At 63.9% G+C, this 23,703-nt stretch carries 20 protein-coding genes and 1 pseudogene; 14 read left to right on the top strand and 7 right to left on the bottom strand.

What is annotated here, in order from left to right; genetic code table 11:
* Window positions 1-52 precede the first annotated feature (52 nt).
* The 5 genes from IPF76_RS17750 to IPF76_RS17730 all read left to right on the top strand — a co-directional run bounded on the left by IPF76_RS17750 (window position 53) and on the right by IPF76_RS17730 (window position 5,123).
* Window positions 53-1,210, top strand: coding sequence for a patatin-like phospholipase family protein (locus IPF76_RS17750; RefSeq protein WP_293846713.1), 1,158 nt, complete (start codon window positions 53-55; stop codon window positions 1,208-1,210).
* 25 nt (window positions 1,211-1,235) lie between these two features.
* A complete protein-coding gene (locus IPF76_RS17745) occupies window positions 1,236-2,021 on the top strand; it encodes a 3-hydroxybutyrate dehydrogenase (protein WP_293846711.1) in 786 nt (261 codons plus the stop codon).
* Window positions 2,022-2,094: 73 nt separating this feature from the next.
* The gene (locus IPF76_RS17740) at window positions 2,095-2,748 is read left to right on the top strand and encodes a DUF4893 domain-containing protein (protein WP_293846709.1); all 654 of its coding nucleotides are present in this window, start codon (window positions 2,095-2,097) and stop codon (window positions 2,746-2,748) included.
* Window positions 2,749-2,765: 17 nt separating this feature from the next.
* Complete coding sequence (locus IPF76_RS17735) at window positions 2,766-4,091, top strand: amidohydrolase (protein ID WP_293846707.1); 1,326 nt, start codon at window positions 2,766-2,768, stop codon at window positions 4,089-4,091.
* A 63-nt stretch (window positions 4,092-4,154) separates the two neighbouring features.
* On the top strand, window positions 4,155-5,123 hold the full coding sequence (locus IPF76_RS17730; RefSeq protein ID WP_293846705.1) for a helix-turn-helix transcriptional regulator: 969 nt from the start codon (window positions 4,155-4,157) through the stop codon (window positions 5,121-5,123).
* Between the two features lie 194 nt (window positions 5,124-5,317).
* Here IPF76_RS17730 and IPF76_RS17725 read toward each other — a convergent pair whose 3' ends face one another.
* The 3 genes from IPF76_RS17725 to IPF76_RS17715 form a co-directional block, all read right to left on the bottom strand.
* Entirely contained in the window at window positions 5,318-5,524 is a 207-nt protein-coding gene (locus tag IPF76_RS17725; protein ID WP_293846703.1) for a hypothetical protein, read from the bottom strand.
* The gene (locus tag IPF76_RS17720) at window positions 5,521-6,537 is read right to left on the bottom strand and encodes an MlaA family lipoprotein (RefSeq protein ID WP_293846701.1); all 1,017 of its coding nucleotides are present in this window, start codon (window positions 6,535-6,537) and stop codon (window positions 5,521-5,523) included. Before IPF76_RS17720 ends, IPF76_RS17725 begins: the two co-directional genes overlap by 4 nt.
* A gap of 326 nt (window positions 6,538-6,863) precedes the next feature.
* On the bottom strand, window positions 6,864-7,613 hold the full coding sequence (locus IPF76_RS17715) for a crotonase/enoyl-CoA hydratase family protein (RefSeq protein ID WP_293846699.1): 750 nt from the start codon (window positions 7,611-7,613) through the stop codon (window positions 6,864-6,866).
* Between the two features lie 248 nt (window positions 7,614-7,861).
* On the opposite strand from IPF76_RS17715, the gene IPF76_RS17710 reads away from it, so the two are divergent.
* Together IPF76_RS17710 and IPF76_RS17705 are read left to right on the top strand one after the other, a co-directional pair.
* Window positions 7,862-8,044 (top strand): hypothetical protein, encoded by a 183-nt coding sequence (locus IPF76_RS17710; protein WP_293846697.1) that lies wholly within the window; start codon window positions 7,862-7,864, stop codon window positions 8,042-8,044.
* 72 nt (window positions 8,045-8,116) lie between these two features.
* A complete protein-coding gene (locus tag IPF76_RS17705) occupies window positions 8,117-9,187 on the top strand; it encodes a TerC family protein (RefSeq protein WP_293846695.1) in 1,071 nt (356 codons plus the stop codon).
* 60 nt (window positions 9,188-9,247) lie between these two features.
* Here the strand turns inward: IPF76_RS17705 and IPF76_RS17700 are convergent, their stop codons facing one another.
* Window positions 9,248-10,840: an isocitrate lyase gene (locus IPF76_RS17700; protein ID WP_293846693.1), complete on the bottom strand. Its 1,593-nt coding sequence runs from the start codon at window positions 10,838-10,840 to the stop codon at window positions 9,248-9,250.
* Window positions 10,841-10,980: 140 nt separating this feature from the next.
* On the opposite strand from IPF76_RS17700, the gene IPF76_RS17695 reads away from it, so the two are divergent.
* From IPF76_RS17695 to IPF76_RS17685, 3 genes are all read left to right on the top strand, one after another.
* The gene (locus IPF76_RS17695; RefSeq protein ID WP_293846691.1) at window positions 10,981-12,369 is read left to right on the top strand and encodes a helix-turn-helix transcriptional regulator; all 1,389 of its coding nucleotides are present in this window, start codon (window positions 10,981-10,983) and stop codon (window positions 12,367-12,369) included.
* 10 nt (window positions 12,370-12,379) lie between these two features.
* On the top strand, window positions 12,380-12,712 hold the full coding sequence (locus IPF76_RS17690) for a hypothetical protein (protein WP_293846689.1): 333 nt from the start codon (window positions 12,380-12,382) through the stop codon (window positions 12,710-12,712).
* A 546-nt stretch (window positions 12,713-13,258) separates the two neighbouring features.
* Entirely contained in the window at window positions 13,259-14,617 is a 1,359-nt protein-coding gene (locus IPF76_RS17685) for an HD-GYP domain-containing protein (RefSeq protein ID WP_293846687.1), read from the top strand.
* On the opposite strand, the gene IPF76_RS17680 is transcribed toward IPF76_RS17685, so the two are convergent.
* Window positions 14,614-15,657: a sugar phosphate nucleotidyltransferase gene (locus IPF76_RS17680; RefSeq protein WP_293846685.1), complete on the bottom strand. Its 1,044-nt coding sequence runs from the start codon at window positions 15,655-15,657 to the stop codon at window positions 14,614-14,616. The two genes, IPF76_RS17685 and IPF76_RS17680, sit on opposite strands and share 4 nt — an antisense overlap.
* Window positions 15,658-15,783: 126 nt before the next feature.
* On the opposite strand from IPF76_RS17680, the pseudogene IPF76_RS17675 reads away from it, so the two are divergent.
* The 4 genes and pseudogenes from IPF76_RS17675 to IPF76_RS17660 all read left to right on the top strand — a co-directional run bounded on the left by IPF76_RS17675 (window position 15,784) and on the right by IPF76_RS17660 (window position 22,514).
* Window positions 15,784-17,171 (top strand): annotated as a pseudogene (locus IPF76_RS17675) (TIGR03013 family XrtA/PEP-CTERM system glycosyltransferase).
* Window position 17,172: 1 nt separating this feature from the next.
* Complete coding sequence (gene prsK / locus IPF76_RS17670; protein ID WP_293846683.1) at window positions 17,173-19,293, top strand: XrtA/PEP-CTERM system histidine kinase PrsK; 2,121 nt, start codon at window positions 17,173-17,175, stop codon at window positions 19,291-19,293.
* A complete protein-coding gene (gene prsR / locus IPF76_RS17665) occupies window positions 19,290-20,669 on the top strand; it encodes a PEP-CTERM-box response regulator transcription factor (RefSeq protein ID WP_293846681.1) in 1,380 nt (459 codons plus the stop codon). The genes prsK and prsR overlap by 4 nt, the downstream gene beginning before the upstream one ends.
* Window positions 20,670-22,514, top strand: a complete 1,845-nt coding sequence (locus IPF76_RS17660) for a tetratricopeptide repeat protein (protein WP_293846679.1) — start codon at window positions 20,670-20,672, stop codon at window positions 22,512-22,514.
* 45 nt (window positions 22,515-22,559) lie between these two features.
* On the opposite strand, the gene IPF76_RS17655 is transcribed toward IPF76_RS17660, so the two are convergent.
* Both IPF76_RS17655 and IPF76_RS17650 read right to left on the bottom strand, forming a co-directional pair.
* Window positions 22,560-22,907 carry a GntR family transcriptional regulator gene (locus tag IPF76_RS17655; protein WP_293846677.1) on the bottom strand — a complete coding sequence of 116 codons (348 nt, stop codon included), beginning with the start codon at window positions 22,905-22,907 and terminating at the stop codon, window positions 22,560-22,562.
* A 71-nt stretch (window positions 22,908-22,978) separates the two neighbouring features.
* Window positions 22,979-23,560 (bottom strand): nitroreductase, encoded by a 582-nt coding sequence (locus IPF76_RS17650; RefSeq protein WP_293847397.1) that lies wholly within the window; start codon window positions 23,558-23,560, stop codon window positions 22,979-22,981.
* Window positions 23,561-23,703: the final 143 nt, after the last annotated feature.

Here is a 23,703-nt window from a genome sequence, read left to right as displayed (position 1 = left end):
TATGCTGCGACGCACCAATCGCGCCGACGCGAACCAAAGGATCCCCAATTTCATGCCACGCCGTGCCGCTCCCGCCGCGCTTCCGCTCCCCGACCTCGTTGTGCTGGTCCTGCAGGGCGGCGGCGCGCTCGGCGCATTCCAGGCGGGAGTGTATGAGGCGATGATCGATCTCGGCATCGAGCTCGACTGGGTGGCGGGGATTTCGATCGGCGCGGTCAACGCCGCGATCATCGCGGGCAATCCGCGCGATGAAGCGGTCGGCAAGCTGCGCGAATTCTGGAACGGCGTGTCGTCGGCGATGCCGTCGCTGCCGGTCGCCGACAATGACTGGGCGCGCGAATGGGCGCATATGGTCGCGGCCGGGCAGGTGATGGCGTTCGGTGTTCCCGGCTTTTTCACCCCGCGCTGGCCGCCGCCGAGCTTTGCCGAGCGGCAGACGCCCGAGGCGGTGAGCTTTTACGACACCAGTCCGCTGGTCGAGACGCTCGACCGGCTAGTCGATTGGGACCGGGTGAACAAGGGCAATGTGCGGCTGTCGGTCGGCGCAGTGGCGGTCGAGACCGGGAATTTCCGCTATTTCGACACCAGGGTCGAGACGATCGATGCGCGGCATATTTTGGCGTCGGGCGCGCTGCCGCCGGGGCTGCCGCCGGTCGAGATCGACGGGACCTGGTATTGGGATGGGGGCCTCGTGTCGAATACGCCGCTCGAGCATGTCGTCGATGCGGCGCATGAGGACATGCTGGTGTTCCAGGTCGATTTGTTTCCCGCGCGCGGCGACCGGCCGCACGATATGGAAGAAGCCTGGTCGCGCGAAAAGGACATCCGTTTTTCCAGCCGGACACGGCGGATTTCGGACGGGCTGGTGCGTCGGCGCAAGGAGCATCAGCTGATCGACCGGATGCTGAAAAAGCTGCCCGTCGAATATGCCGCTCTGCCCGAGGTCAAGGCCGTGCAGAAAATGGTCGACAGCAAGGCGCTCAACGTCGTCCAGCTGATCCATCAGCCGCCCAAATGGCAGACGGGGGCGCGCGATTTCGAGTTTTCGCGCTCGACGATGGAGGTCAACTGGGCGCTGGGTCATGAAGCGGTCGAGGCGGCGATGAAGGACGGGCATTTGCTCGCGGAGAGTGTCGCCGAAGGCCGTTCTGGCAGCTTTGCGTTGCAAGCCAATATGTTGAAACCGAAAATCGACCCCGATATTAACTGACACGCCCCCAGCGAAAGGAACCAATATGCGTCTTCAAGGAAAAACCGCGCTCGTCACCGGATCAACGTCGGGCATCGGGCTGGGCATCGCGAAGGCGCTGGCGAGCGAGGGGGCGAATGTCATCATCAACGGCTTTGGCGATGCCGCAGCGATCGAGGCCGAGCGCGTCGCGCTCGAAGGGTTGAGCGGCGGCAAAGCGATTTATGACGGCGCCGATCTCACCAAAGTCGATGCGATTGCCGAGATGTTCGCGCGCGCCGACGCCGACATGGGCGGGGTCGATATCCTGGTGAACAATGCCGGGACGCAGTTCGTGTCGCCGATCGAGGATTTTCCGGTCGAGAAATGGGACTTGATCCTGGCGCTCAACCTGACGTCGGCGTTCCACACCATCCGCCACGCGGTCCCCGGCATGCGCAATAAGAAGTGGGGCCGGATCATCGGCACCGCATCGGCGCACTCGCTGGTCGCCTCGCCGTTCAAATCGGCCTATGTGGCGGCGAAGCATGGGCTTGTCGGGCTGACCAAGACCGTCGCGCTGGAAGTGGCCGATGCCGGGATTACCGCGAACTGCATCAGCCCGGGTTATGTCTGGACGCCGCTGGTCGAGGGGCAGATCCCCGATACGATGAAAGCGCGCGGGATGACGCGCGAGCAGGTGATCAACGATGTGCTGCTGGCGGGCCAGCCGACCAAGCAGTTCGTTACCGTCGAACAGGTCGCGGCGCTGGCGTCGTTCCTGACCCGTGACGAGGCGGCGAACATCACCGGCGCGAACCTGAGCGTTGATGGCGGGTGGACCGCGGCCTAATGCGCCGCAAGCCTTGAGCATTCTCCTTTGCCCTCCTAAGGTTAACGCAACCGGATCAGGGGAGAGACGGAGAATGATGGGTCGCACCAAATATATTTTTGCCATTGCGCTCGGGCTGACCGCGGCGGGGTGCCAGTCGGTCCCGGTGGTGCCGGCACTGCCGCCGTCGGCGGCCGATGCGCCACCCGCGTCGGGTAGCTGGCGCGCGACCGCGACCGATCAGGACAAAGAACGGATTCGCGGCTGGTACTCGAGCTGGGAAGCCGCACTCGCCGATGCGCGCGCAAAGGGGCATGGCGCCGACATCGACCGCGAAGGCGTGCTGCTGCAACCGATGGCGGCGCTGCCCAACGCGTTTCTGCCCGCGGGCGATTATCGCTGCCGGACGATCAAGGTCGGCGCCAAGGGGCGCAGCGGGCTGAGCTATATCGCCTATGACTGGTTCCGCTGCCGCGTGGCGCCCGAACAGGGGTTGTCGAGCCTGACCAAGCTGACCGGGTCGCAGCGCCCCGTGGGCCTGATCTTTCCCGACAACCTGAAACGCCAGATTTTTCTCGGAACGCTCGAACTCGGCGACGAGAAGATGGCGGTCAATTATGGCAGCGACCGGATGCGTGACATGGCGGGGATGGTCGAAAGGATCGGCGACAATCGCTGGCGGCTGGTCTTGCCCGCGCCGGCGTATGAATCATTGGTCGACGTGATCGAACTGGTCCCGGCGAGCTGACAACAGGGGTAGTATCAATGCGAAATGTGTGGACGGGCGCCGCGGCGCTAGCACTGGCAGTATCGGGGACGGCCCCCGCGGCGGCGCAGCAGCTGGGCGGCGAGGTTCAGAAGCAGATGCCGTCGCTGATGAAAATCTATGACGATCTGCACGCCAACCCCGAACTCAGCTTCATGGAAGTGCGCTCGGCGGGTATCCTCGCGGCCGAAGCGCGCAAGCTGGGGTTTGAGGTGACCGAAAAGGTCGGCGGCACCGGCATCGTCGCGGTGATGAAGAACGGCGCGGGGCCGGTCGTTTTGGTTCGCGCCGACATGGACGGGCTGCCGGTTACCGAGCAAACCGGGCTGCCTGGCGCGTCGAAGGTGCGCGTGACGACCGCGGAGGGTGTCGAGACGGGTGTCATGCACGCGTGCGGCCACGACACGCACATGACGGCATGGGTCGGCGTCGCGCGGTTGATGGCGGCGAACAAGGCGAACTGGTCGGGGACGCTGGTGATGATCGGCCAGCCAGCCGAAGAACGCGGCGCGGGCGCGCGGATGATGCTGGAGGACGGGCTTTATACGCGCTTTCCCAAACCTCAGTACGCTCTCGCGTTCCACGACGCGGCGCAGTTTCCGGCGGGGATGATCGGCTATACGCCGGGCTATGCCCTTGCCAATGTCGACAGCGTCGATATTTTGGTCAAGGGCGTCGGCGGCCACGGCGCCTATCCGCAGACGACCAAGGATCCGATCGTGCTGGCCAGCCGCATCGTGTCGACGTTACAGACATTGGTGTCGCGCGAAATTAGCCCGCTCGACAGCGCTGTGGTGACCGTCGGCAGCTTTCACGCCGGGGCAAAGCATAATATCATTTCGGACGAGGCGCGGCTGCAGCTGACGGTGCGCAGCTATTCCGACGAGGTCCGCAATCACCTGCTCGACGGCATTGCCCGGATCGCGAAGGGCGAGGCGATTGCAACGGGGATTCCCGTGGACAAGATGCCGGTGGTGAGCGTGCAGAAGGACGAGTTTACCCCCTCGACCTTCAACACCCCCGATTTCACCGAAGAGATGGCGGCGCATCTGAAAACCAGTTTTGGCGAGAAGCGCGTGATGCAGATCCCGCCAGTTATGGGCGGCGAAGATTTCGGCCGCTTTTCGCGCGACGACAAGGACATTAAAAGCCTGATCATCTGGGTCGGCGGGGTGCCGCAGGCCGAATATGACGCGGCGAAAAAAGAAGGGCGGACGCTGCCGAGCCTGCACTCGCCGTTCTGGGCGCCCGAGGCGGACAAGGTGATCGCGACCGCGACCGAGGCGCTGACGGCGATGACGCTCAAGTTGATGGGGAAGAAGTAGTCCGGTCGCACACTGCCAGGAAAAAGGTCATTTTCGGACGCGAACGGGGCGTTGGATCCTGCGGTGGGTTTATCTGAATATCATTGGAGTTTCGCGATCCTGGCGATGGTACAAAAGTCCCGTTTTCGCAAATTTCGATTTGGCAACACCGGCGCGACACAAAAAAATTGGGATGGACCGTTTCCAGTGGCTGTGGTGAGCAAAAATATGTCTGCCAAGCAAACCCATGCCGGTTCATTCGCGTGCCTTACAGATCGCGAACGGGAAGTTCTGCGCATGTTGGCTGCCGGACATACTGTGAAGACTATTGCTGTGCGCCTCGGGCGCTCGGAAACCTCGATTAACGAGCGTTTGCGGACTGCCCGCCGTAAGACGGGCATCGGCAGTAGCCGGGAATTGGCGCGCCTTTTGGACGGCCAAGAAAATTGTGACAAAAATATCGATCTTTCGACGCGGAATTCCCCGGTGAACAGTTTGGCGCAGACCGCGGCCATCGGGGTTCGCGGCTCGAAAGGAATGACAGTCATGTTCATCGCAATACCTCTGGCCACCGTTGGACTTATTGTCGCGGCGGCCCCCTCCGTGCATCAGGTCGCAACATTGGCAACCGCTTACAGCGCTGCATCTGAGCAGTTGCTGCTGGTTGGAAGCTGGTCGTTGGACGTCTCGCGCCTTCCGGAGAACGAGCGGCCGCAGCAAGTGACCATGACGTTCCGCGCATCGCAGGACGGGAAATGGACAACGCTTGTCGAAATTGTCACGCCTGACGGCTCCAGCCGACATGCTGAATCGACCGCTGCTCTTGATGGCATTCCGGTACCCATCACCGGCAACATGGATTTCATCGACACGGTGGCGCTGCGTCAGCCGGCGCCAAACACATTGGTAATGACCCTCGGGAAGGACGGTGCCCGGGTGGCGACGCGAGTTTACACCGTCGCCAAGGATCGCGAATCCATGACCGAAACAATAGTTTGGGCGGTCGATAATCTTCCAAAATTGGAAACGACGTATTTCAAACGCATTGGTTGATCACGACTTTACTCCGGCTTCGGATGGTGATCGTTCGTCGTTATCCTGGGTGGGCGCCGGGTCAGCCTCGGCGTCCGCCTCGTCGTATTACGCGGCGTTGAAACGCGACCCGTGTGTCGGATTCCTGTTCTTTGATGCGCGGCGCCTTTTGCGCGGGCATCCCTCGAACCATGTCTAGCGCACTCCCCGTGCGGCTAGGTAATCATTCTGTTTGCAACGTCCCCAACGACCCCAAAAACCTCCGCCTGCAACCGCACCCTGGCATCCGACCAGCTAGGGTCGGTCGCGACGTGCAGTGTTTTCACCTTCGTCCCACCGTCCTTGCGGATAGCCTCGGCGAGCGCGTCGGTGCCAGGGGCGAGGCCGTCGTCGGAAACCATCGCACCGCGGGTCTCATTCACGGTGGCGGCGCGTCACCTGCTGGCAGCTTTCCGACAACTGCAGGCGCCTCGACAACCGGAATTTCCGCTTCGGGAAGGGGATCGGTCTGCGGGGCCGCAGCTTCGATCGGCGGGACAGCGGTGACGGCAGGAAGCCTGCCTCTCAGCGCGTCGATTTCGCGTTGCCGCATTTCCAGATAGAGGGTGCGCGTCTCGACATAGGGGTCGAGGCTTTGTTGCTGCAGGCGCTCGATTTCGGCATCGCGTTCGATGCGGTCGTTGAGCGCCCGGACCACCGTCGTTGGGACCGCATAAGCGGTGCGGTTGAACGGCTTGCCGATCGCGGTCGGCAGGACCAGCATGTCGAGGCCGTTGCCGGCCATGTCGCGCAACGTCGTCGCGCCGAACAGCGGCAGGTAGAAGAAGGGACCGGGCTCGACCCCGTAGAAGCCCAAAGTATTGGCAAAACCGTTGCGCCGATAGGGCAGGTTGAACGGCTTTTTCTTGGCTACGTCAAACAGGCCGCCGACGCCGAAGGTCGAGTTGATGGCAAAGCGGCCGAGCGTTTCGGCGGCCTTGCCAATCTTGAACTGTAACAGATAGTTCAGGAAATTGACCGGTTCGGTCAGGTTGCGCAGCGCGTTGCCCACCCCGTCACGAACCGGTTCCGGGACAATGCCCTGATAACCCATCGCGATCGGGCCGACGAGCGCCTGGTCGATCGCCTGGACCGCCTGATAGGATTCGATGTTGACCGCTTGCAGCGGATCGCCCGGCGGCGCATCGCCGCGCGCTGTCACGACGATTTCGTTCGGCGCCCCCGGGTTTGGGGTCGGCTGCTCGCCGCCGGATGGTTCGGGCGTTATCGGCGCTGGCGATGGGTTGGTCCCGATCGTCGGCACGACCTTCGGGGGCAAAACATCACCCGCATATGGCTGCGACGTCTTCTCCGTCAGGCTTTCGGGGGTAGCGTCGGCAGCAGCGGGCGGTGCGCCGGACAGCAAAAGGAGCGCAGCGACGGCCGAGACACTCATCGCGCGCGTGGTCCGCCCATCGCGAGATTTGCAAGCATCGGTGACATATATTGAACTCCTAACAGGGTATCAGCCCGGAATCATGATCATAGGCACCCTCCCTGTCATCAGCTGTTGCTTAACGGGGTTTAGGAACCTGGAAACCTTTATCTTTCCCCAACCAAGGAAAAGATAAAAGAAATCATTCCTGCGCTGCCACCTCCCCATCGCTTCGCGACAGGGAGGGTCATGTCCCCTGCGTCACCCCGGAACTCGATCCGGGGTCCATGCAACCCCCGCTGCTTTGGATCCCGGATCAAGTCCGGTATGACGGTAGGGCAGCAGGTTTAGAACGCGCCGCCGCGGCCTGCGCCTTCAGTAAAGCGTTTCGCGCCCGCAGCGGCGCCTTCGCGCAATGGGGCCGCCCCGGCGTGGGCTTCGTGCGTCAGCGCATCGGCGAGATCGAAGTCCCATTGGCGGTAGGCGCTCAGCCGGTCGCTGTTCATGCACAGTTGCGGAAAGGCGGCGATCTGTTTGGCGAGGGCGATCGCGGCGGACAGCGCTTCGCCGTCGGCGACGACGCGGTCGGCGAGGCCGATGCGCTGCGCTTCCTCGGCGGCGACCGGGCGGCCAGTCAGGATCATGTCGAGCGCGCGGCCCTGGCCGACAAGCCTTGGCAAGCGGACGGTGCCGCCGTCGATCAGCGGTACGCCCCAGCGGCGGCAATAAACGCCGAACACGGCGCTGGCGGCAGCGACGCGCAGGTCGCACCACAGCGCGAGTTCGAGTCCGCCCGCGACGGCATGCCCCTCGACCGCGGCGATTACCGGCTTGTCTTGCAGCACCCGCGTCGGCCCCATCGGACCGGGACCGTCAGGGTCGTAGCGCGAAGTGCCGACGGCATTGAGGTCGAAACCGGCGCAGAAATTCCCCGCGCTGCCGGTGAGGATCGCGACGCGCGTGTCACTGTCGGCCGCGAAGGCGGCGAAGGCGTCGCGCAGCGCGTTGGCGGTATCTGGATCGACCGCGTTGCGGCGCGCGGGGCGGTCGATGGTGACGATGGTGACGGGGCCATCGCGGGTGATGATAACGGACATAAAAGCTCCCTGTGGCGCGACGCGATATTTTTTGGGTAGCATGATCGGGCGGGGTCTTGAAACGCCGATGCGGCGATCTTAAGTCCCACTCATGCGGGCCGGGCCCCTCTGGCGTCGACAGGATATTTCCTGCCACGTGATGTCGGACCGCATCGGGTGACACCGATGCTCTGGGCCTACCTCCCCCCTTAAACCCTGGGTTCGGCATCGGCGTCACCTGCTTGATTTTCAATCAGGAGGCCCTTTTCATGACGCTTAATCCCAATCTCTATCGGCTCACCTTGCTGCACCGCCAGCTTGACGAAGCGGCGCGGCGCGAAGCGCGGCGGCAGGGTGCTGATCCATTTCGGCTGTTGCGGCTAAAAACGCTGAAGCTTGCGGTCAAGCGGCGCCTGGCGGCGCTGTCGCTGCGTCCGGCGCTCGCGCGCTAATCCAACCTAACCAAGACCGGAAGCGTCGCCCCGCCGGGGCGGCGCCTTCTGGCGTATCCAGGGATAATCACCATGGAATTTCTGTTTGCCGACTGGCTGGGCACCCCGGCCTGGTTCTGGCTGGCGTTTATCGCGCTGGTCGTCACGCTCACCGCCTTTGATCTTGGCGTCCTCAACAAGGAGGACAAGGAGATGGGGATTGGCGAGAGTTTGCGGCTCTCGGCGTTCTACATCGGCATTGCGATGGCATTTGGCGCCTGGGTGTGGGCCGCGAAGGGCGGCGAAGCGGGGCTGCAATATTACACCGGCTTCTTTATCGAAAAGGCGTTGTCGATCGACAATATCTTCGTCATCTCGCTGATCTTTGCGACCTTTGCGATCCCGCCGCGCTACCAGTATCGCGCGCTCTTGTGGGGCATCGTCGCGGTGATCTTGCTGCGCGGCATCATGATCGCGGGCGGCGCGGCGCTGGTCACCGAATATGAATGGCTGCTCTATGTGTTCGCAGCGTTCTTGGTGTTCACGGGGATCAAGATGCTGTTCGTCGGCGACAACCCGATGGACGTCGCGGGCAATCCGGTGGTCAAATGGCTGTCGCGGCATATTCCCATCACTAACGAGCTGCACGGCGAGAAATTCTTCGTGCGGGTGCCCGATAGCAAGTCGGGCAAACTCGTTCTGGCGGCGACGCCGTTGTTCCTCGCGCTGGTGGTGATCAACCTCGCCGATCTGGTGTTCGCGGTCGATAGCGTGCCGGCGATCTTTGCGATCACCACCGACACGTTCATCGTCTATACGTCGAACATCATGGCGATCCTGGGCCTGCGCGCGCTGTATTTTGCGCTGTCGGCGATGGTCCACCGCTTCCACTACCTCAAATATGCGCTCGCGCTCGTGCTGGTGTTCATCGGGTCGAAGATCTTCGTCGCAGATTTCATTCTGGACGGCGACAAGTTCCCGCCGCTGGTCAGTCTGGGCGTGACGGTCGGACTGATCGCGGGCGGGGTGATCTGGTCGCTGGTCAAGACGCGCGAAGACAGCGCGCTGCCGCGTAGTAAAATGTCCGCCGGAGGCCTTGCGGCTTCCGACGGACAGGCTTTCCTCCCCAGGAAAGCTCGGGAGGCGCGGGGACTGGGTCGCTAGCCCCCGCACCAAGAAGGAAGGCGCGGGGGGTGCAACGGGCCCCCGCGCCAAGCTCGAGGATTATGCAGCGAACTGGTTCATCGTATTGTCCTTCCCCGCGGCCTTGAGCGCCGCTTCGCCGGCGAAATATTCCTTGTGGTCGTCGCCGATGTCGCTGCCCGACATATTCTGGTGCTTGACGCAGGCGATGCCCTGGCGGATCTCGGCGCGCTGGACGCCCTTGACGTAACCCAGCATTGCCTCGTCGCCGAAATATTCCTTGGCCAGATTGTCGGTCGACAGCGCCGCGGTGTGATAGGTCGGCAGGGTAATGAGGTGGTGGAAGATCCCCGCCCGCTTCGCCGAATCGCGCTGGAAAGTGCGGATGCGGTTGTCGGCTTCGTCGCCTAGCGCGGTGCCGTCATAATCGACGCTCATCAGACGGGCGCGGTCATAGGCGCTGACGTCCTGGCCGTCCTTCTCCCAGGCATCATAGACCTGCTGGCGGAAGTTCAGCGTCCAGTTGAAGCTGGGCGAATTGTTGTAGGCTAGCTTCGCATTAGGGACGACTTCGCGGATGCGGTCGACCATGCCGGCGATCTGTTCGATGTGCGGCTTTTCTGTTTCGATCCACAACAGGTCGGCGCCGTTCTGGAGACTGGCGATGCAATCCATGACGCAGCGGTCTTCGCCCGAGCCAGCCTTGAACTGATAGAGGTTCGAGGGCAGGCGCTTGGGGCGCATCAGCTTGCCGTTGCGGTTGATCAGCACGTCGCCGGGGTTGCCCGCGCCTTCGACCTCTTCGCAGTCGAGGAAGCTGTTATATTGGTCGGCCAGATCGCCCGGCTCTTTCGAAAAGGCGATCTGCTTGGTCAGCCCCGCGCCGAGGCTGTCGGTGCGGGTGACGATGATGCCGTCCTCGACGCCGAGTTCCATGAAAGCGTAGCGGCAGGCGCGGATTTTTGCGATGAAATCCTCGTGCGGCACGGTGACCTTGCCGTCCTGGTGGCCGCACTGCTTTTCGTCCGAGACCTGGTTCTCGATCTGGAGCGCGCAGGCGCCAGCTTCAATCATCTTCTTGGCGAGGAGGTACGTCGCCTCGGCGTTGCCGAAGCCCGCGTCGATGTCGGCGATGATCGGCACGACGTGCGTTTCATGGCTGTCGATCGCTGACTGGATCTGCTTCGCTTTCAGCTCGTCGCCTTCGCTGCGCGCGGCGTCGAGTTCGCGGAACAGGCCGCCGAGTTCGCGCGCGTCGGCTTGGCGCAGGAAGGTGTAGATTTCCTCGATCAGCGCTGGAACGCTGGTCTTTTCGTGCATTGACTGGTCGGGCAGCGGCCCGAATTCACTGCGCAGCGCGGCGATCATCCAGCCCGAGAGGTAGAGGTAGCGGCCCTTGGTGGTGCCGAAATGCTTCTTGATCGAGATCAGCTTCTGCTGCGCGATGAAGCCGTGCCAGCAGCCGAGCGACTGCGTGTATTTGGCGGGGTCGGCGTCATAGGCGGCCATGTCGGCGCGCATGATGCGCGCGGTGTAGCGGGCGACGTCGAGGCCCGTGCGGAATTTGTTCTGGGCGCGCATGCGGGCGATGCTCTCGCCGCTGATGCCGTCCCAAGCGCCGTCATGGTCGCGGATGAGGCGGCCGGTCTGCGCCATGTCTTCTTGGTAGCCCATCGTCTTTGTCCTTGAGAGGAGGTGATGGGTGAATGTTGGCGAAGGTGCCGCGGAAAGTGAAAAGCTTTGTCAATAATATTTGTGAAGTATGGCGTATCGGTGTAAATTGGCATGTAAAGTAGTAAAGAAAGTTACAAACCATGGCGGAGCGACGGGTGTTTGCGGGGCCGGCGGTGCGCAAGGTGCGGCGCGAGGCGGGGATGACGCAGGCGGCGATGGCCGAGGCGCTCGCCATTTCTGCGAGCTACCTCAATCTGATCGAGCATGGCCAGCGGCCGCTCAGCGCGACGGTGATCGTCAAGCTGGCCGAACGCTTCGGCTTCGATGCCGCGACGTTGGGCGCCGATGCGCTGCCGGGCGGACTGGCGGGACTGCGGCGGCGATTGTCAGATCCGCGCTTCGCCGATCTGGGGATCGGCGTACAGGAGGTCGAGGAGTGGCTCGCGACCGCGCCGACGACCGCCGCGGCCTTTGCCCGCCTGTTCGATGCGGCGCCCGAAGCTGGCGCGGCTTTACAGGAAGAAGCACCCGAAGTTGCCGCGGTGCGCCGCGCGATCGAAAAATGGCGCAACCATTTCGCCGATCTGGACGCCAAGGCCGAGGAGTTGGCCGACGAATTGCGGCTGGCGGGCGGCGATCTTTATGGCACGATTTCAGAGCGTTTGCGGACGCGTCACCAACTGGGCATCCGCATCCTGCCGAGCGATGTGATGCCCGATCGCCTCCGCTGGCTCGACTGGCACGCGCGGCAACTTATGCTGAGCGAGTTGTTGCGGCCCGCGTCGCGCACCTTCCAGGCGGCGGCAACGTTGGCGCAGATCGAGGCAAAGGCCGAGATCGACGCGTTGGTTGCTGGGGCCGAATTTGCCGAGGCCGCGGCGGCGCGATTGTTCGAGCGCCATCTGGTTCATTATTTCGCTGCGGCGCTGATGATGCCGTATAGCCGGTTCCTGCGCGCCTGCGATGCGACGGGTTATGATATGCTGCTGCTTCAGCGGCGTTTCGGCGCGGGGTATGAGCAGGTCGCGCACCGGCTGACCACACTCCAGCGCGTCGGGGCGCGCGGGCTGCCCTTTTTCATGCTGCGCATCGATCGCGCGGGGCAGGGGAGCAAACGCTATGCCGGGGCGAGCCAGTCGCCGCTGGTCGATGGCGACACGCGCTGTCCGTTATGGGGTGTCCATGAAGCCTTTGCGCGCCCCGGCGAAGTGATCGCCGATCTGGTTGAACTGGAAGATGGGTCGCGCTGGTTCACGCAATCGCGGTCCGTCGCGGCACCTGGCGCGACCGGCAGCGGCACTCCAGCGCGCTTCGCGGTGTGCGTCGGGGTCGATGCCAAAGTTGCCGCACCATTGATCGCCGCGCGCGGAATCGACCTGATGCGAAACCCCGCAACACCGATTGGCCTCGGCTGTCGCCGTTGCACGCGCACCGGCTGCGTCCAGCGATCGATGCCGCCGCTGGGCCGGCCCTTGCGGTTTAGGGATGGCGAGCGTGGCGTCAGCGCGTTCGATTTTGCGGGGGATTGAAGGGGCGATTGTGGCCGATGGTATTGAAAAAGTACCGCTTGCAGTGGAAGCGCCAGTCCTGATTTCAGAATCGCCGAGATCAGAGGGAGTTGCTGATGATGGGTGGGCGGATGGTGATGCAAGAGCCGCCGTTTTACAGCTTCAGCCGCCGGGCCGACAGGTCGAGAATCAATTGAAACTCCCGTCGGCGCCGGAGGCCGTGCGCGGCAACGGCGGCTCTAAGTCGAAGCAAGTCCACGGCAGCAACAAAAGATGCCGAGTGCAAAATATCGATCACCTATTATTATCAGTGTGCCGTCTGTGTGTGGGGATCGAGCGGCGGGATATCGTCATTGGCGATTGAACTGCCGACGGTTAGCAGTCAAGCATTGGAGCGCTGCAGCGAAACGTGGAATGATTGTGAAGTGCTTTACAGCGCCTGGAGCTATGGGCGACCGTTGAACTGATCCGAGAGCGTACTGCAACAACCCATCGATAACCCACTCCATACGCCGTCTGGGTCCTGATCTTGGTAAGTCCTTGCTTTCATAATTACCGAGCCTTGCGACAAGGCTAATCCGTCATCCGATGCAGCTTGCCCAAGAGCCGCGCTCTCGACTTCGCAATCTGCATGGTTGAGGCAGTTTGGCATGGCTTGCTGCGCGGTTTACTTCCGCCGCACACGGTCGATCGGCTGGATTGATATTGTGAATGCTGAGGATTGCAGCATCCAGCACCCACTGGCCGCGAAGTGAATGATCGAACGTCGCTTTTCGATGCCGCTTGGCGAGGGCCGAACGGCCAAGATGCGGCGCGAAGCAGGCGTTCCCGCATCGGGTATCACCGATTGCGCCTGCCGCCGCATCGATATTCTGCGATGCGCCTTCTTTGGAACACCAGGCTTTAATATATGGCTGGCCACGCCGTTAATCCTGTGAAGGAGCTCACCTTTCCGCACTTGGGACCGATGTCAGACATGTTGCTTCATCTCAAACCCGAGCAAGTCGAGATCGGCATGTTCGTCGATGCGTTCGACGGGCGCTGGATTGATCATCCGTTCTGGCGCAGCCGGTTCCTGGTCGAAACCGCGGAGCAACTGGCGCTCATCCGCGAGTCGGGGGTGATTGCGGTGATCGTCGATCGCAGCCGGAGCCAAATGGTACCCGGTACCGGCGACGAAGCCTTTGGCGAGGATCGCCGCAAAGCCGTCGGCGGTATGAGCCCGCCCTACCGCGGCGTCGAACGGCGCCGGGCCAGAATATTTGCGCCACCACCTCGCGAGCGCCCGGTGCGTCCTGCCACCTATGCGCAGGAGCGGCGGCGCGCGGCGCGCGTGATCGACAAATCGCGGGGCGCGGTGATCGATCTGTTTGAATCGGCGCGGCTGGGGCGCGCGGTCGATGGCGGCAAGATTGCGCCGCTGGCCGAGGCGATCGGCGATTCGATCACGCGCCATTCGCGGGTGCTGATCAATATGGTGCGATTGAAGCAGAAGGACGAATATACCTATCTCCATTCGGTCGCGGTGTGCGCGCTGATGATCAATTTCGCGCGCCACCTGAAGCTCGATGAGGCCGAGATTCAGGCGTTGGGGGTCGCGGGGCTGCTGCACGATGTCGGCAAGGTCGCGATCGCCGACGATGTGCTGCTGAAACCTGGCAAACTGACGCTGCGCGAACGGAGTTCGGTCGAGGGGCATCCGCGGGCGGGTCATGCGTTGCTGGCGCAGTCGCCCGACATTCCGGCGGCGGCGCTGGAGGTGTGCATGCGCCATCATGAAAAGATGGACGGGTCGGGATATCCCGATGGGCTGGGCGACGGCGAGCTGTCGCTTTATGCGCGGATGGGCGCCATCTGTGATGTCTATGACGCAGTGACGTCGGACCGACCGTACAAGGCGGCGTGGACGCCGTGCGAAGCGCTCACCGCAATGCAAAGCTGGACCGGCCATTTCGACCCACAACTGCTCGATCGGTTCGCCGACAGTCTGGGCATTTTTCCGGTCGGAACATTGGTGACCCTGTCGGGCGGGATGCTGGGCATCGTCACCGGCAGCGCGGGCGAGAGCGGCGAGGCGATCGCGGTGCGCGTGTTTTTCAGTTGCGACCTGCTGGCCGAATGTTCGCCGTTTGATTGCGAGATTGCGCCAACGATGCGCGAGCCACGGATCCTGGGCCGCGCGAGTCAGAAATTCTGGCGCTTCGACGACTGGCCCGCGACGGTCGCGCGGGTGCTGGCGGCGCAACCGGAAGCCGACGCGGCGCCTTAGTTTGGGGCTTCGCGCGCCTTGGCCGCGGCGCGGACGTCCTGCGAGCGGACGAGCGGCATGACGAGGATGTCGTCGCCGTCGACGATCACCGCGATACTGTCCATGCCGACGAGTGACACGCGCTTGCCGCCGGCGCGGACGAGATTGCTTTGGCTGTCGTGCAAGAAGGCGTCGCCAGTCACGGCGTTGCTCGCGGCGTCCTTGGGCGCCAGCATGTGCACCGCCTGCCAGCTGCCGAGGTCGGACCAGCCCATCGATGCGGGGACGACGGCGACGCGCTCGTCCCTTTCCATGACCGCATAATCGATCGAATCCGAGGGTGCCTGGGCGAAATGGACGGCATCGGCATAAAGTGCATCGCCGTCGATCATTCCCGCTGCGATGGAGCGGTCGGCGGCTTCGAAAATCGCGCGGCATTGCGTGAGCATTGCGTCGCGCATCCGTCCGGCACGGAACAGGAAGATGCCGGCGTTCCAGCTATAGCCGCCCGCCGCGAGCATCGCCTCTGCATCGACGAGCGGCGGCTTTTCGATGAAGCGGTCGACCACGAAGCCGTCGTCGCCAAGGGCCGCGCCGTTGGCGATATAGCCGAAGCCGGTTTCGGGGCCGGTGGGGGTGATGCCGAAGGTGACGATCCAGTCCTGCTGCGCCAGCCGCGCGCCGCGGGCAATCGCGGCGTGGAAGGCGGGAACGTCTGCGATAACATGGTCGCTGGGCATCACCAGCAGCAGCGTATCGGCGGCGACGCGCGCGACCGCGAGCGCGATGGCCGCGGCGGTGTTGCGCGGCATCGGCTCGACGAGCAGCGTTGCTCGGCACGCGCCCAACTGATCACGCACCGCGGCGACATGGGGGTCGCCGCACAGGATGATCGGGGAACCGAAACCGGCGCCCGCGGACGTGCGCACGATCGTTTGCTGGAACAGGCTCTGCGCCCCTGTAAGCGGTAGGAATTGCTTGGCGCGGTGGCCACGCGATTCGGGCCACAGGCGCGTTCCGGCGCCGCCGCACAAAATTACGGGTTGGATCATGTCGGTCATCGCGCCGGTGTATCGCGTCGGGAAACGCGGGTCACCCCCGATTGCGTATATGACAAGTGTAAAATTAACCGACAGTTGACGCCTCGATTGTAGTATCAGGCGACGCGAAAGGGTTCCTGATTTTCCATGTTCCGGTTGTTCAAACATTATGTTCCGCACGCCGTCGTCTGGCTGGCGCTGATCGAATTTCTGGCACTGCTCGGCTCGGCCGAAGCGGCGTGGCACCTCTATGCTAACCAGGCGGCGTTCGACGCTGGGCCGCTGATCGACCGCTGGCTGCCGCTGGTGACGTTTGCGGTGTCCAATTCGCTCGCGATGATGGCGACCGGGATGTACGGGAACGAGGGGCTGCGCTCGATGCGTTTTGCCACGGCGCGCCTGCTCGCGGCGATTTCGCTCGGGGTAATTTTCCTGTCGGTACTCGGCTTTCTTTTGCCGAGCGCGACTTTGTGGCGTGCGAACAGCCTGTATGCGATGGCGCTGGCGATCGCGGCGCTGTTCCTGATCCGGCTGGCGCTGACGCAGTCGGCTGGGCGGAGGCGTTTCGGCGCCGGATTTTGGTGCTCGGCGCCGGACCGCGCGCGGCGCGGCTGGCGGTATTGGCCAACGAACCGGGCAGCGGGCTGGAGATCGTCGGCTTTGTGGCGATGAGCGGGGTCGAGAAAAAGATCGCCAGCGCGGTGCTGCGCGAAGCGATCCCCAATCTGTCCGAACATGTCGTCGCGCTGCGCGCGGGCGAGGTGGTTTTGGCGCTGGAGGAACGGCGCAATGCATTGCCGCTGAACGACCTGCTGCGCGTCAAGACGACGGGGGTGCATGTCAACGACATCGCAAGCTTTATCGAGCGCGAGACCGGGCGGGTCGATCTCGCGACGACGAACCCGAGCGGGCTGATTTTTTCCGATGGCTTTTCGGCGGGCCAGCGGATTTCGAAGGTCGGCAAACGGTTGTTCGATATCGTCGCCAGCTTGATCGTGTTGATCGTTGGTTTGCCGCTGATTGTTGTCGCAGGACTCGCGGTCGTGCTCGACAGCCGCGGCCCGGTTTTTTACCGCCAGCCGCGCGTCGGCCTGTTCGGCGAGCCTTATGACATCTACAAGATCCGGTCGATGCGCACCGATGCGGAAGCCGCGGGCAAAGCGGTGTGGGCGAGTGAAAACGACCCGCGCGTCACCCGCGTCGGGCGGATTATCCGCAAGCTGAGGATCGACGAGCTGCCGCAGCTGTGGTGCGTGCTGAAGGGCGAGATGAGCTTTGTCGGGCCGCGCCCCGAACGGCCGAGCTTCGTCGACGAACTAGAACAGAAAATGCCCTTTTACGCCGAACGGCACATGGTTAAGCCGGGGCTGACCGGCTGGGCGCAGATCAATTATCCCTATGGCGCGTCGGTCGAGGATGCGCGGGTAAAGCTGGAATATGACCTCTATTATGCGAAAAATTATTCGCCCTTCCTTGACCTGTTGATCCTGTTGCAGACGGTGCGCGTCGTGCTGTGGCCTGACGGCGCTCGCTGACATGCTGACGGGGTTGTCCGAAATTTTGTCGGTGCTGGGGCTGGTCGGGTTTTCGGTCGTCGCTCTGTGGTTGCTGGCGCGGCCCAAGGCGCGGATGGTGGCGCTGATGCCGGCGCCCCAGCTGCTAACAATGACGGCTGTGGCCACAGCGATGTGGTGCGCCGCGCTTGTACAGTTCGGGCCGGGATCGTCGCTGACCTTTGTGGTGCAGACGCTGCGCGATCTGGCGATGCTGGGGTGGTTGAGCGCGACATTCTGGACGGCAGCGGCGCCGATGACGCGGCCGCTGCGCCTGATCCTGCGGATGCTGATGACCATCGCCGTCCTGACGTTGGTTCTGGGCGCCGCCGCCTATTGGCGCGCCGGGGCAGGGGCGGAGCCATGGATGGCACCGACGCTGGTGTTTGCGGCGATGATTGTCGCGGTGGGCGGGCTGCTGATCGTCGATAGCGGGGTCCGTCATGCGAGCGCGGGTCTGCGGATGCCGCTGATGGCGGTTGCCGGCGGATTCGCAATGCTGTGGGCGTATGAACTCAACGTCCAGCTGATCGGCGCGCTGACCGGCAAGACGGCATCGACGCTGATCGCGCTGCTTCCCGCGGTCGTGCTGATGACCTTACCGACTTACGTTGTTGCCGCGATGGACATCGGGCGCGAGCGGATGCGGTTGTCGCGGACCGCGGCGATGCGGACGCTGACCCTGCTCGGTGGCGCCGCCTATCTGGTCGTCATCGGGCTGACTGGCGCGATCGCACGCCTGGTCGGCGGCGATTATGCCGAATTGGCGCAAGGCGCCTCGCTGGTCGTCGCGCTCGGCGCCGGTGGCGTGCTGATCGCGTCGGCGCGCGCGCGCGCCTGGTTGTCGGTGATGATCTCTAAGCATTTTTTCGAGCATCGTTATGATTATCGCAGCGAATGGATGCGCTTTACGGCGACGCTGGGGCAGGGGGACGGCGAGGAGGATTGTAACCTGCATCGCCGTGTCGCCAAGGCGCTGGCCGAACTGACCGGCAGCCCCGGCGCGTTGCTAATGGTGCTCGGCGCTGCAGGCAGTTTTCGCGTTGCCGATCAGTGGCATTGGCCGGTCGATGTTGATGCCGACGACGCGACGCTGTCGGTGCGGTCGGCGTTTATGTTGCAGGAGACGCGGCATATCGTCGATCTCGACGCGCAACGCCGCGGACCGGCTGGTAGCGATGGGGCGGGCGAGGATCTGGCGCTTCCCGATTGGCTGCTCGCCGACCCGCGCGCTTGGGTCGTCGTACCAGTCCTGCATTTCCATCGCATGATCGCAGTCGTCGTCCTGCACCGACCACCGGTGTCGCGCGCGCTCGATTGGGAAGATCTGGATGTGCTGCGCATCGCGGGGCAACAGGCGGCGAGCTATCTGGCCGAATCGCAAAGCCAGGCGGCCTTGTCAGAGGCACGACGGTTCGACGAGTTTAACCGCCGATTTGCCTTCATCATGCACGACATCAAGAACCTGGCGAGCCAAATCGGCCTGCTCGCGCGCAACGCCGAGCGTCATGCCGACAAGCCCGAATTTCGCGCTGACATGGTTGAAACGCTAAAGATTTCGGCGGGTCGACTGAGCGACCTGCTGGTGCGGCTGGCACCGCGCGCGCGCGGCGCGGCGGCAGCGGCGGGGCGGGTTTTGATCGAGCCGGTCCTGAACGATATCGCTGCCGAAGCGCGGTCGCGCCGCGCACTGTTCGTCGGCTGTCAGGCGGGGCTGGCGGCGTGGGCCGACGCGGCATCGGTTCGGCAGATTGTGCAACATCTGGTCGCCAACGCGATCGATGCGTCGACGCCCGATGCGGCGGTGCAGGTGGTCGGGGTGTCCGAACATGGCCGCGCACGCATCGATGTGATCGACCAAGGTTGCGGCATGACCCGCAGCTTTATTCGCGATGAATTGTTCAAGCCCTTTGTATCGACCAAGGATGGCGGTTTCGGTCTGGGGGCGTTCGAAGCGTTGCAGATCGCCCAGGCGATGGGTGGCGCGATCGATGTCGACAGCGAACCCGGCAAGGGCAGCAGCTTCACCCTGTGGCTGCCGCTTGCCGACGCCAAGGATGGCATCGGCACCGACACTCCGATGATGAAGGTAGCATCGCAATGAACGAACGCGGCGGCAAGATCCGCAAATTGCTGGTGGTCGAGGATGACCCGGGGCTGCAGACGCAGCTCAAATGGGCGTATGAGGACTATCAGGTTCTCATCGCGGGCGACCATGATGCCGCGATCGAATTGCTGCGCGCCGAGGAGCCCGATGTGGTGACGCTCGACCTGGGGCTGCCGCCCGATCCCGACGGCACGCGCGAAGGATTCCGGACGCTGAGCGCGATCCTTCAGGCAAAGCCCGATACCAAGGTCATCGTCGTGTCGGGGCATGGCGAAAGGGCCAGCGCGCTGGCAGCGATCGCGAGCGGCGCGTGGGATTTTTATCAGAAGCCGATCGACATTGACGAGTTGGGACTGATCGTTGCCCGCGCTTTCCACGTCCGCGAGCTCGAGGCCGAGAATGCGCGGCTGGCGCAGCAGGGGAGCGGCGACGATCGCGTCCTCGGCGGAATGATCACCGGCGCCCCCGAGATGCAGAAGGTCGCGCGGACGATCGAGCGCGTCGCGAACCTCGACGTGTCCGTAATGCTGCTTGGTGCCAGCGGCACCGGCAAGGAACTGCTGGCGCGCGGGCTGCACGAAGCTAGCGAGCGGCGCGATGGGACGTTTGTCGCGATCAACTGCGCGGCGATCCCGGAAAATTTGCTCGAGAGCGAGTTGTTTGGGCATGAAAAGGGCGCGTTCACCGGCGCGGTAAAGATGACCGAGGGCAAGATCGAGCTGGCGCATGGCGGGACGTTGTTTCTCGACGAAGTCGGCGATATTCCGTTGCCGCTACAAGTCAAATTGCTGCGTTTTTTGCAGGAGCGGACGATCGAGCGAATCGGTGGACGCAGGGTGATTGCGGTCGATACAAGGATCGTTTGCGCAACGCATCGCGACTTGGACGCGATGATCGCCGAGCAGAGCTTTCGCGACGACCTCTATTACCGGCTGGCAGAGATGGTGGTGAAGATCCCGTCGCTTGCCGAACGGCCCGGCGACGCGGTGCTGCTGGCGCGGCATTTCCTGCATCAATATGCGCCCGCGATGAACCCCGCGGTGCGCGGCTTTGCTCCCGAGGCGTTACAGGCGATCGACGAAGGGCGCTGGCCGGGCAATGTCCGCGAGCTGGAAAACCGGATCAAGCGCGCGGTGATCATGGCCGATGGCAAGCTGGTGATGAAGGACGACCTTGACCTGATGAACGGGCGCGCGGATGACGGCGAAGAAGCATGGCTGAACCTGCGCAGCGCGCGCGAGGCAGCCGACCGCGTCGCGATCCGCCGCGCGATGACGCAGAGTGAGGGCAATATCTCGGCCGCTGCCAAGCTGCTCGGGATCAGCCGGCCGACGCTGTACGATCTGCTCAAGCAATATCGGATGCAGGCCTGAATGGGGCGCGGCTGTGTCTGGACAAGCGCGTTGTTGGCGGCAGCGGTGCTGGCCGGTTGCGGCGGCGTGCGTTCCGACGCGCCGCGGCAGGCGTTCGAGGCGCGCCGCGCCGCATTAGAGGATGCGATTGTCGACAATCCGCAGGCGATTGCCGAGCGCGTCGAGCTGGCGCGGGTGGCGATTCAATTGGGCGATGGGGTCGGCGCCGAAGCCGCAGTGAACGGCGCGCTGGCGGCTGGCGGCAATGCTGCGGCGCTGCGGCCGCTACTCGCGCGCGCATTTGCGATGCAGGGCGAGGGACAGCGCGCGCTGGAAACGATCGACGGCGGTGAGATCATCCCCGATATGTTCGGCGAGGCGGCGTGGGTCGCGGGCGATGTCCATCTGTCGAACGGCGATCTGGATGCGGCGCGCGATGCGTATGACCGGGCAGTACGCGAACTGCCGCGCAGTTCGGCGCTGTGGGTCGATGTCGCTCGGTTTCGCAATGCCAATGCCGATACGGCGGGTGCGCGCGATGCGGTCGATTATGCGATCGAGCTCGATAAAGCGAACAGCGCGGCGCTGGCATATAAGGCAAATCTGATCCGGACCGCGGATGGGCTGAAGGCGTCGCTGCCATGGTATGATCAGGCGCTGGTCGCCGATCCCGACAATATCGACGCGCTGATCGACCAAGCGGCGACGCTCGGCGATCTGGGGCACTATCGCGACATGCTGGTCGCGCTGCGCCGTGCGGCAACGGTCGTACCGGGTGATCCGCGGCTTTTTTACCTGCAAGCGGTGCTCGCGGCGCGCGCCGACAATTATCGGCTGGCGCGCAGTCTGCTCCAGCGCACGCGCGGCGCGATCGACGGCGAGCCGGGTTTCATGCTGCTGAGCGCGGTCGTCGAGCTCGAACTGGGCGGCGAGGCGGTGGCGGCGACCTGGGCCGACCGGCTACTGGCCGATCAGCCGGGTAATTTTACCGCGCGGCGGATTCTCGCCGCCGCGACCTGGGCCGATGGCGACGCCGATGGTGCGATCGAGGCTTTGCTGCCGATCGTGGATCGCACCGACGCTGATAGCTGGTCGTTGCTCCTGGCGGCGCGGGCTGCAAGCGAATTGGGGCGGCGCGGCGAGGCCGCCGACTATCTGACGCGCGCGGCGACGCTGACGCGCGGTGAGGCGGTGCCGTTTGCAGCCGATTATGACTATGGCTTGCTGAGCCGATCGGCCGATGGCGAGCCGCTGAACCCGGCGTTGGCGATCCCGGCGATCGCCGCGGATATTTCGAATGGCAATGGTGCACAGGCGATCGCGCGTGCGACGCGGCTGCGCGATGCGAACCGCGGGGTCGCCGACGCGCATATCCTGCTGGGCGACGCGGCGCTGGCGGGCGGGCGTTTCGACCTGGCGGTGCAGGCCTACCGCACCGCGCGCGATCTGGAAGCGAGCGAGCGCACCACGCTCAGGCTGGCCAATGCGTTGTTCCGGGCAGGCGACGCCGCGGGGTCGGGCGCCGCGATCCTGGCGCTGCGCGACAGCCAGCCGTCGAGCATCGCCGCCGACCGGCTGGGGGGACATCTGGCGATGGACCTGGCGCATTGGGACGAAGCGATCGAACATTTCGAGCGCGTGCGCGACCGGACCGGCGATCGCGATGCGGTAGTCCTGCGCGAACTGGCGCGGGCGTGGGCGGCGAGGGGCGATGATGTGCGTGCGCTGGCGTTGATCGACCGGGCGTATCGACTGCAACCGCTCAATGCCGGGATCATGCGGATTTATGCCGATCTGCTGTGGAAGCGCGGCAATCGGCAGGCCGCAGCGGATTTGCGGGACAAGTCGGCGCAGGTGGGGCGGTGATATTTGTTGGTCCTCCCTGTCGCGAAGCGATGGGGAGGATCGGGGTCACGCCTCGGCTAAATCCAGCAATGTCCGGGCGTCGAGGCCGATGCGGCGCATCTGGTCCGCGACAGGAGGCCAGACGTTGGTCAGGAAATCTTCGCGCATCAGGGAGCGTAGCCGTTCGGTCGCGCCATCGGCGACGAACATGCCGACGCCGCGTTTGACCGTCACCAGCCCTTCGTCCTGAAACGTCTGATACGCCTTCGCGACGGTGAGCGGGTTGGCGCCTTCCTCGGCTGCGAGCGAGCGCACCGAAGGGAGCATGTCGCCGTCGCGGAAATTGCCGTCGAGGATCGCGTTGGCGATGACGTCGCGCAGACGCTGATATACGGGTTTGGATTGATCGAGCATGCCGCCTTAATGCCATAAGACAGCACCACAGTCAAATGCCAGTTATTACAAATTCAGCGTCTTTTGTGTTACTAAATTTCCCATGCTCGAACGACGTCGTCATATTCAGGGCGTGGGCGTTCGTCGAGTTCGCGTGCTGGCGAGCCGAGGAAGAAATATCCGACGATCGTGTCGCCGACGCCCGCGCCAAAAGCTGCGGCCACCCCGGGGTTGTAGGCGGCCCAGCCCGTGAGCCAGCTGCCGACGAAGCCGTGCGCGTGCGCGGCGTGGAGCAGGTTCATGCCGACCGCGCCCGCCGACATCTGCTGCTCCCACACCGGGATCTTGCTGGCTGCCACCGGCGTCGACAGCAGCACGAGCAGGCTGGGCGCCTGATGCGCGAACTGGTCGAGCGCTGACAGGTCGAGCCCGGCGGCGCCGGGATTCTCCTCGATCCATGCGGTCTTGAGCAGTGCCGCGAATGCGCCGCGCTGATCGGCGGCAACGGAGATGATACGCCAGGGGGCGAGCTTGCCATGATCGGGTGTGCGCAGCGCCAGCGCGATGATGTCGTGCAACTGCGCCGCATCGGGGCCGGGCGCAATCATGTCGCGGGCCTTGCCCGAACGGCGGGTGGCGAGGTGGGCGAGCAGCGAGGAGCGGTCGTTGAACATGGCGTCCATTTGGCCGTCCAGCCGGCCCCGTGCAACCCTGGCAATGCGCCGGACCGATGGTTTCACGCGCAATTAGATTCTTCCCATACGCAATTTTCGCGCTAGGTTGCCCCATTCGCGCGGCGGGAGGCCGCGTCTACGAT

It is taken from the genome of Sphingopyxis sp. (assembly GCF_016704835.1).
GTDB lineage: Bacteria > Pseudomonadota > Alphaproteobacteria > Sphingomonadales > Sphingomonadaceae > Sphingopyxis.
Note: the sequence above shows the minus strand (reverse complement) of the source record. Positions and strands in the feature narration are given on the sequence as shown.

Coding starts and splice junctions, on each gene's coding strand:
- IPF76_RS17650 (WP_293847397.1), bottom strand. CDS start 23,560: ATGTTCAACGACCGCTCCTCGCTGCTCGCCCACCTCGCCACCCGCCGT.
- IPF76_RS17740 (WP_293846709.1), top strand. CDS start 2,095: ATGATGGGTCGCACCAAATATATTTTTGCCATTGCGCTCGGGCTGACC.
- IPF76_RS17700 (WP_293846693.1), bottom strand. CDS start 10,840: ATGGGCTACCAAGAAGACATGGCGCAGACCGGCCGCCTCATCCGCGAC.
- IPF76_RS17750 (WP_293846713.1), top strand. CDS start 53: ATGCCACGCCGTGCCGCTCCCGCCGCGCTTCCGCTCCCCGACCTCGTT.
- IPF76_RS17745 (WP_293846711.1), top strand. CDS start 1,236: ATGCGTCTTCAAGGAAAAACCGCGCTCGTCACCGGATCAACGTCGGGC.
- IPF76_RS17735 (WP_293846707.1), top strand. CDS start 2,766: ATGCGAAATGTGTGGACGGGCGCCGCGGCGCTAGCACTGGCAGTATCG.
- IPF76_RS17680 (WP_293846685.1), bottom strand. CDS start 15,657: ATGACCGACATGATCCAACCCGTAATTTTGTGCGGCGGCGCCGGAACG.
- IPF76_RS17655 (WP_293846677.1), bottom strand. CDS start 22,907: ATGCTCGATCAATCCAAACCCGTATATCAGCGTCTGCGCGACGTCATC.
- IPF76_RS17720 (WP_293846701.1), bottom strand. CDS start 6,537: ATGAGTGTCTCGGCCGTCGCTGCGCTCCTTTTGCTGTCCGGCGCACCG.
- prsR (WP_293846681.1), top strand. CDS start 19,290: ATGAACGAACGCGGCGGCAAGATCCGCAAATTGCTGGTGGTCGAGGAT.
- IPF76_RS17695 (WP_293846691.1), top strand. CDS start 10,981: ATGGCGGAGCGACGGGTGTTTGCGGGGCCGGCGGTGCGCAAGGTGCGG.
- prsK (WP_293846683.1), top strand. CDS start 17,173: ATGCTGACGGGGTTGTCCGAAATTTTGTCGGTGCTGGGGCTGGTCGGG.
- IPF76_RS17685 (WP_293846687.1), top strand. CDS start 13,259: ATGGCTGGCCACGCCGTTAATCCTGTGAAGGAGCTCACCTTTCCGCAC.
- IPF76_RS17710 (WP_293846697.1), top strand. CDS start 7,862: ATGACGCTTAATCCCAATCTCTATCGGCTCACCTTGCTGCACCGCCAG.
- IPF76_RS17660 (WP_293846679.1), top strand. CDS start 20,670: ATGGGGCGCGGCTGTGTCTGGACAAGCGCGTTGTTGGCGGCAGCGGTG.
- IPF76_RS17705 (WP_293846695.1), top strand. CDS start 8,117: ATGGAATTTCTGTTTGCCGACTGGCTGGGCACCCCGGCCTGGTTCTGG.
- IPF76_RS17715 (WP_293846699.1), bottom strand. CDS start 7,613: ATGTCCGTTATCATCACCCGCGATGGCCCCGTCACCATCGTCACCATC.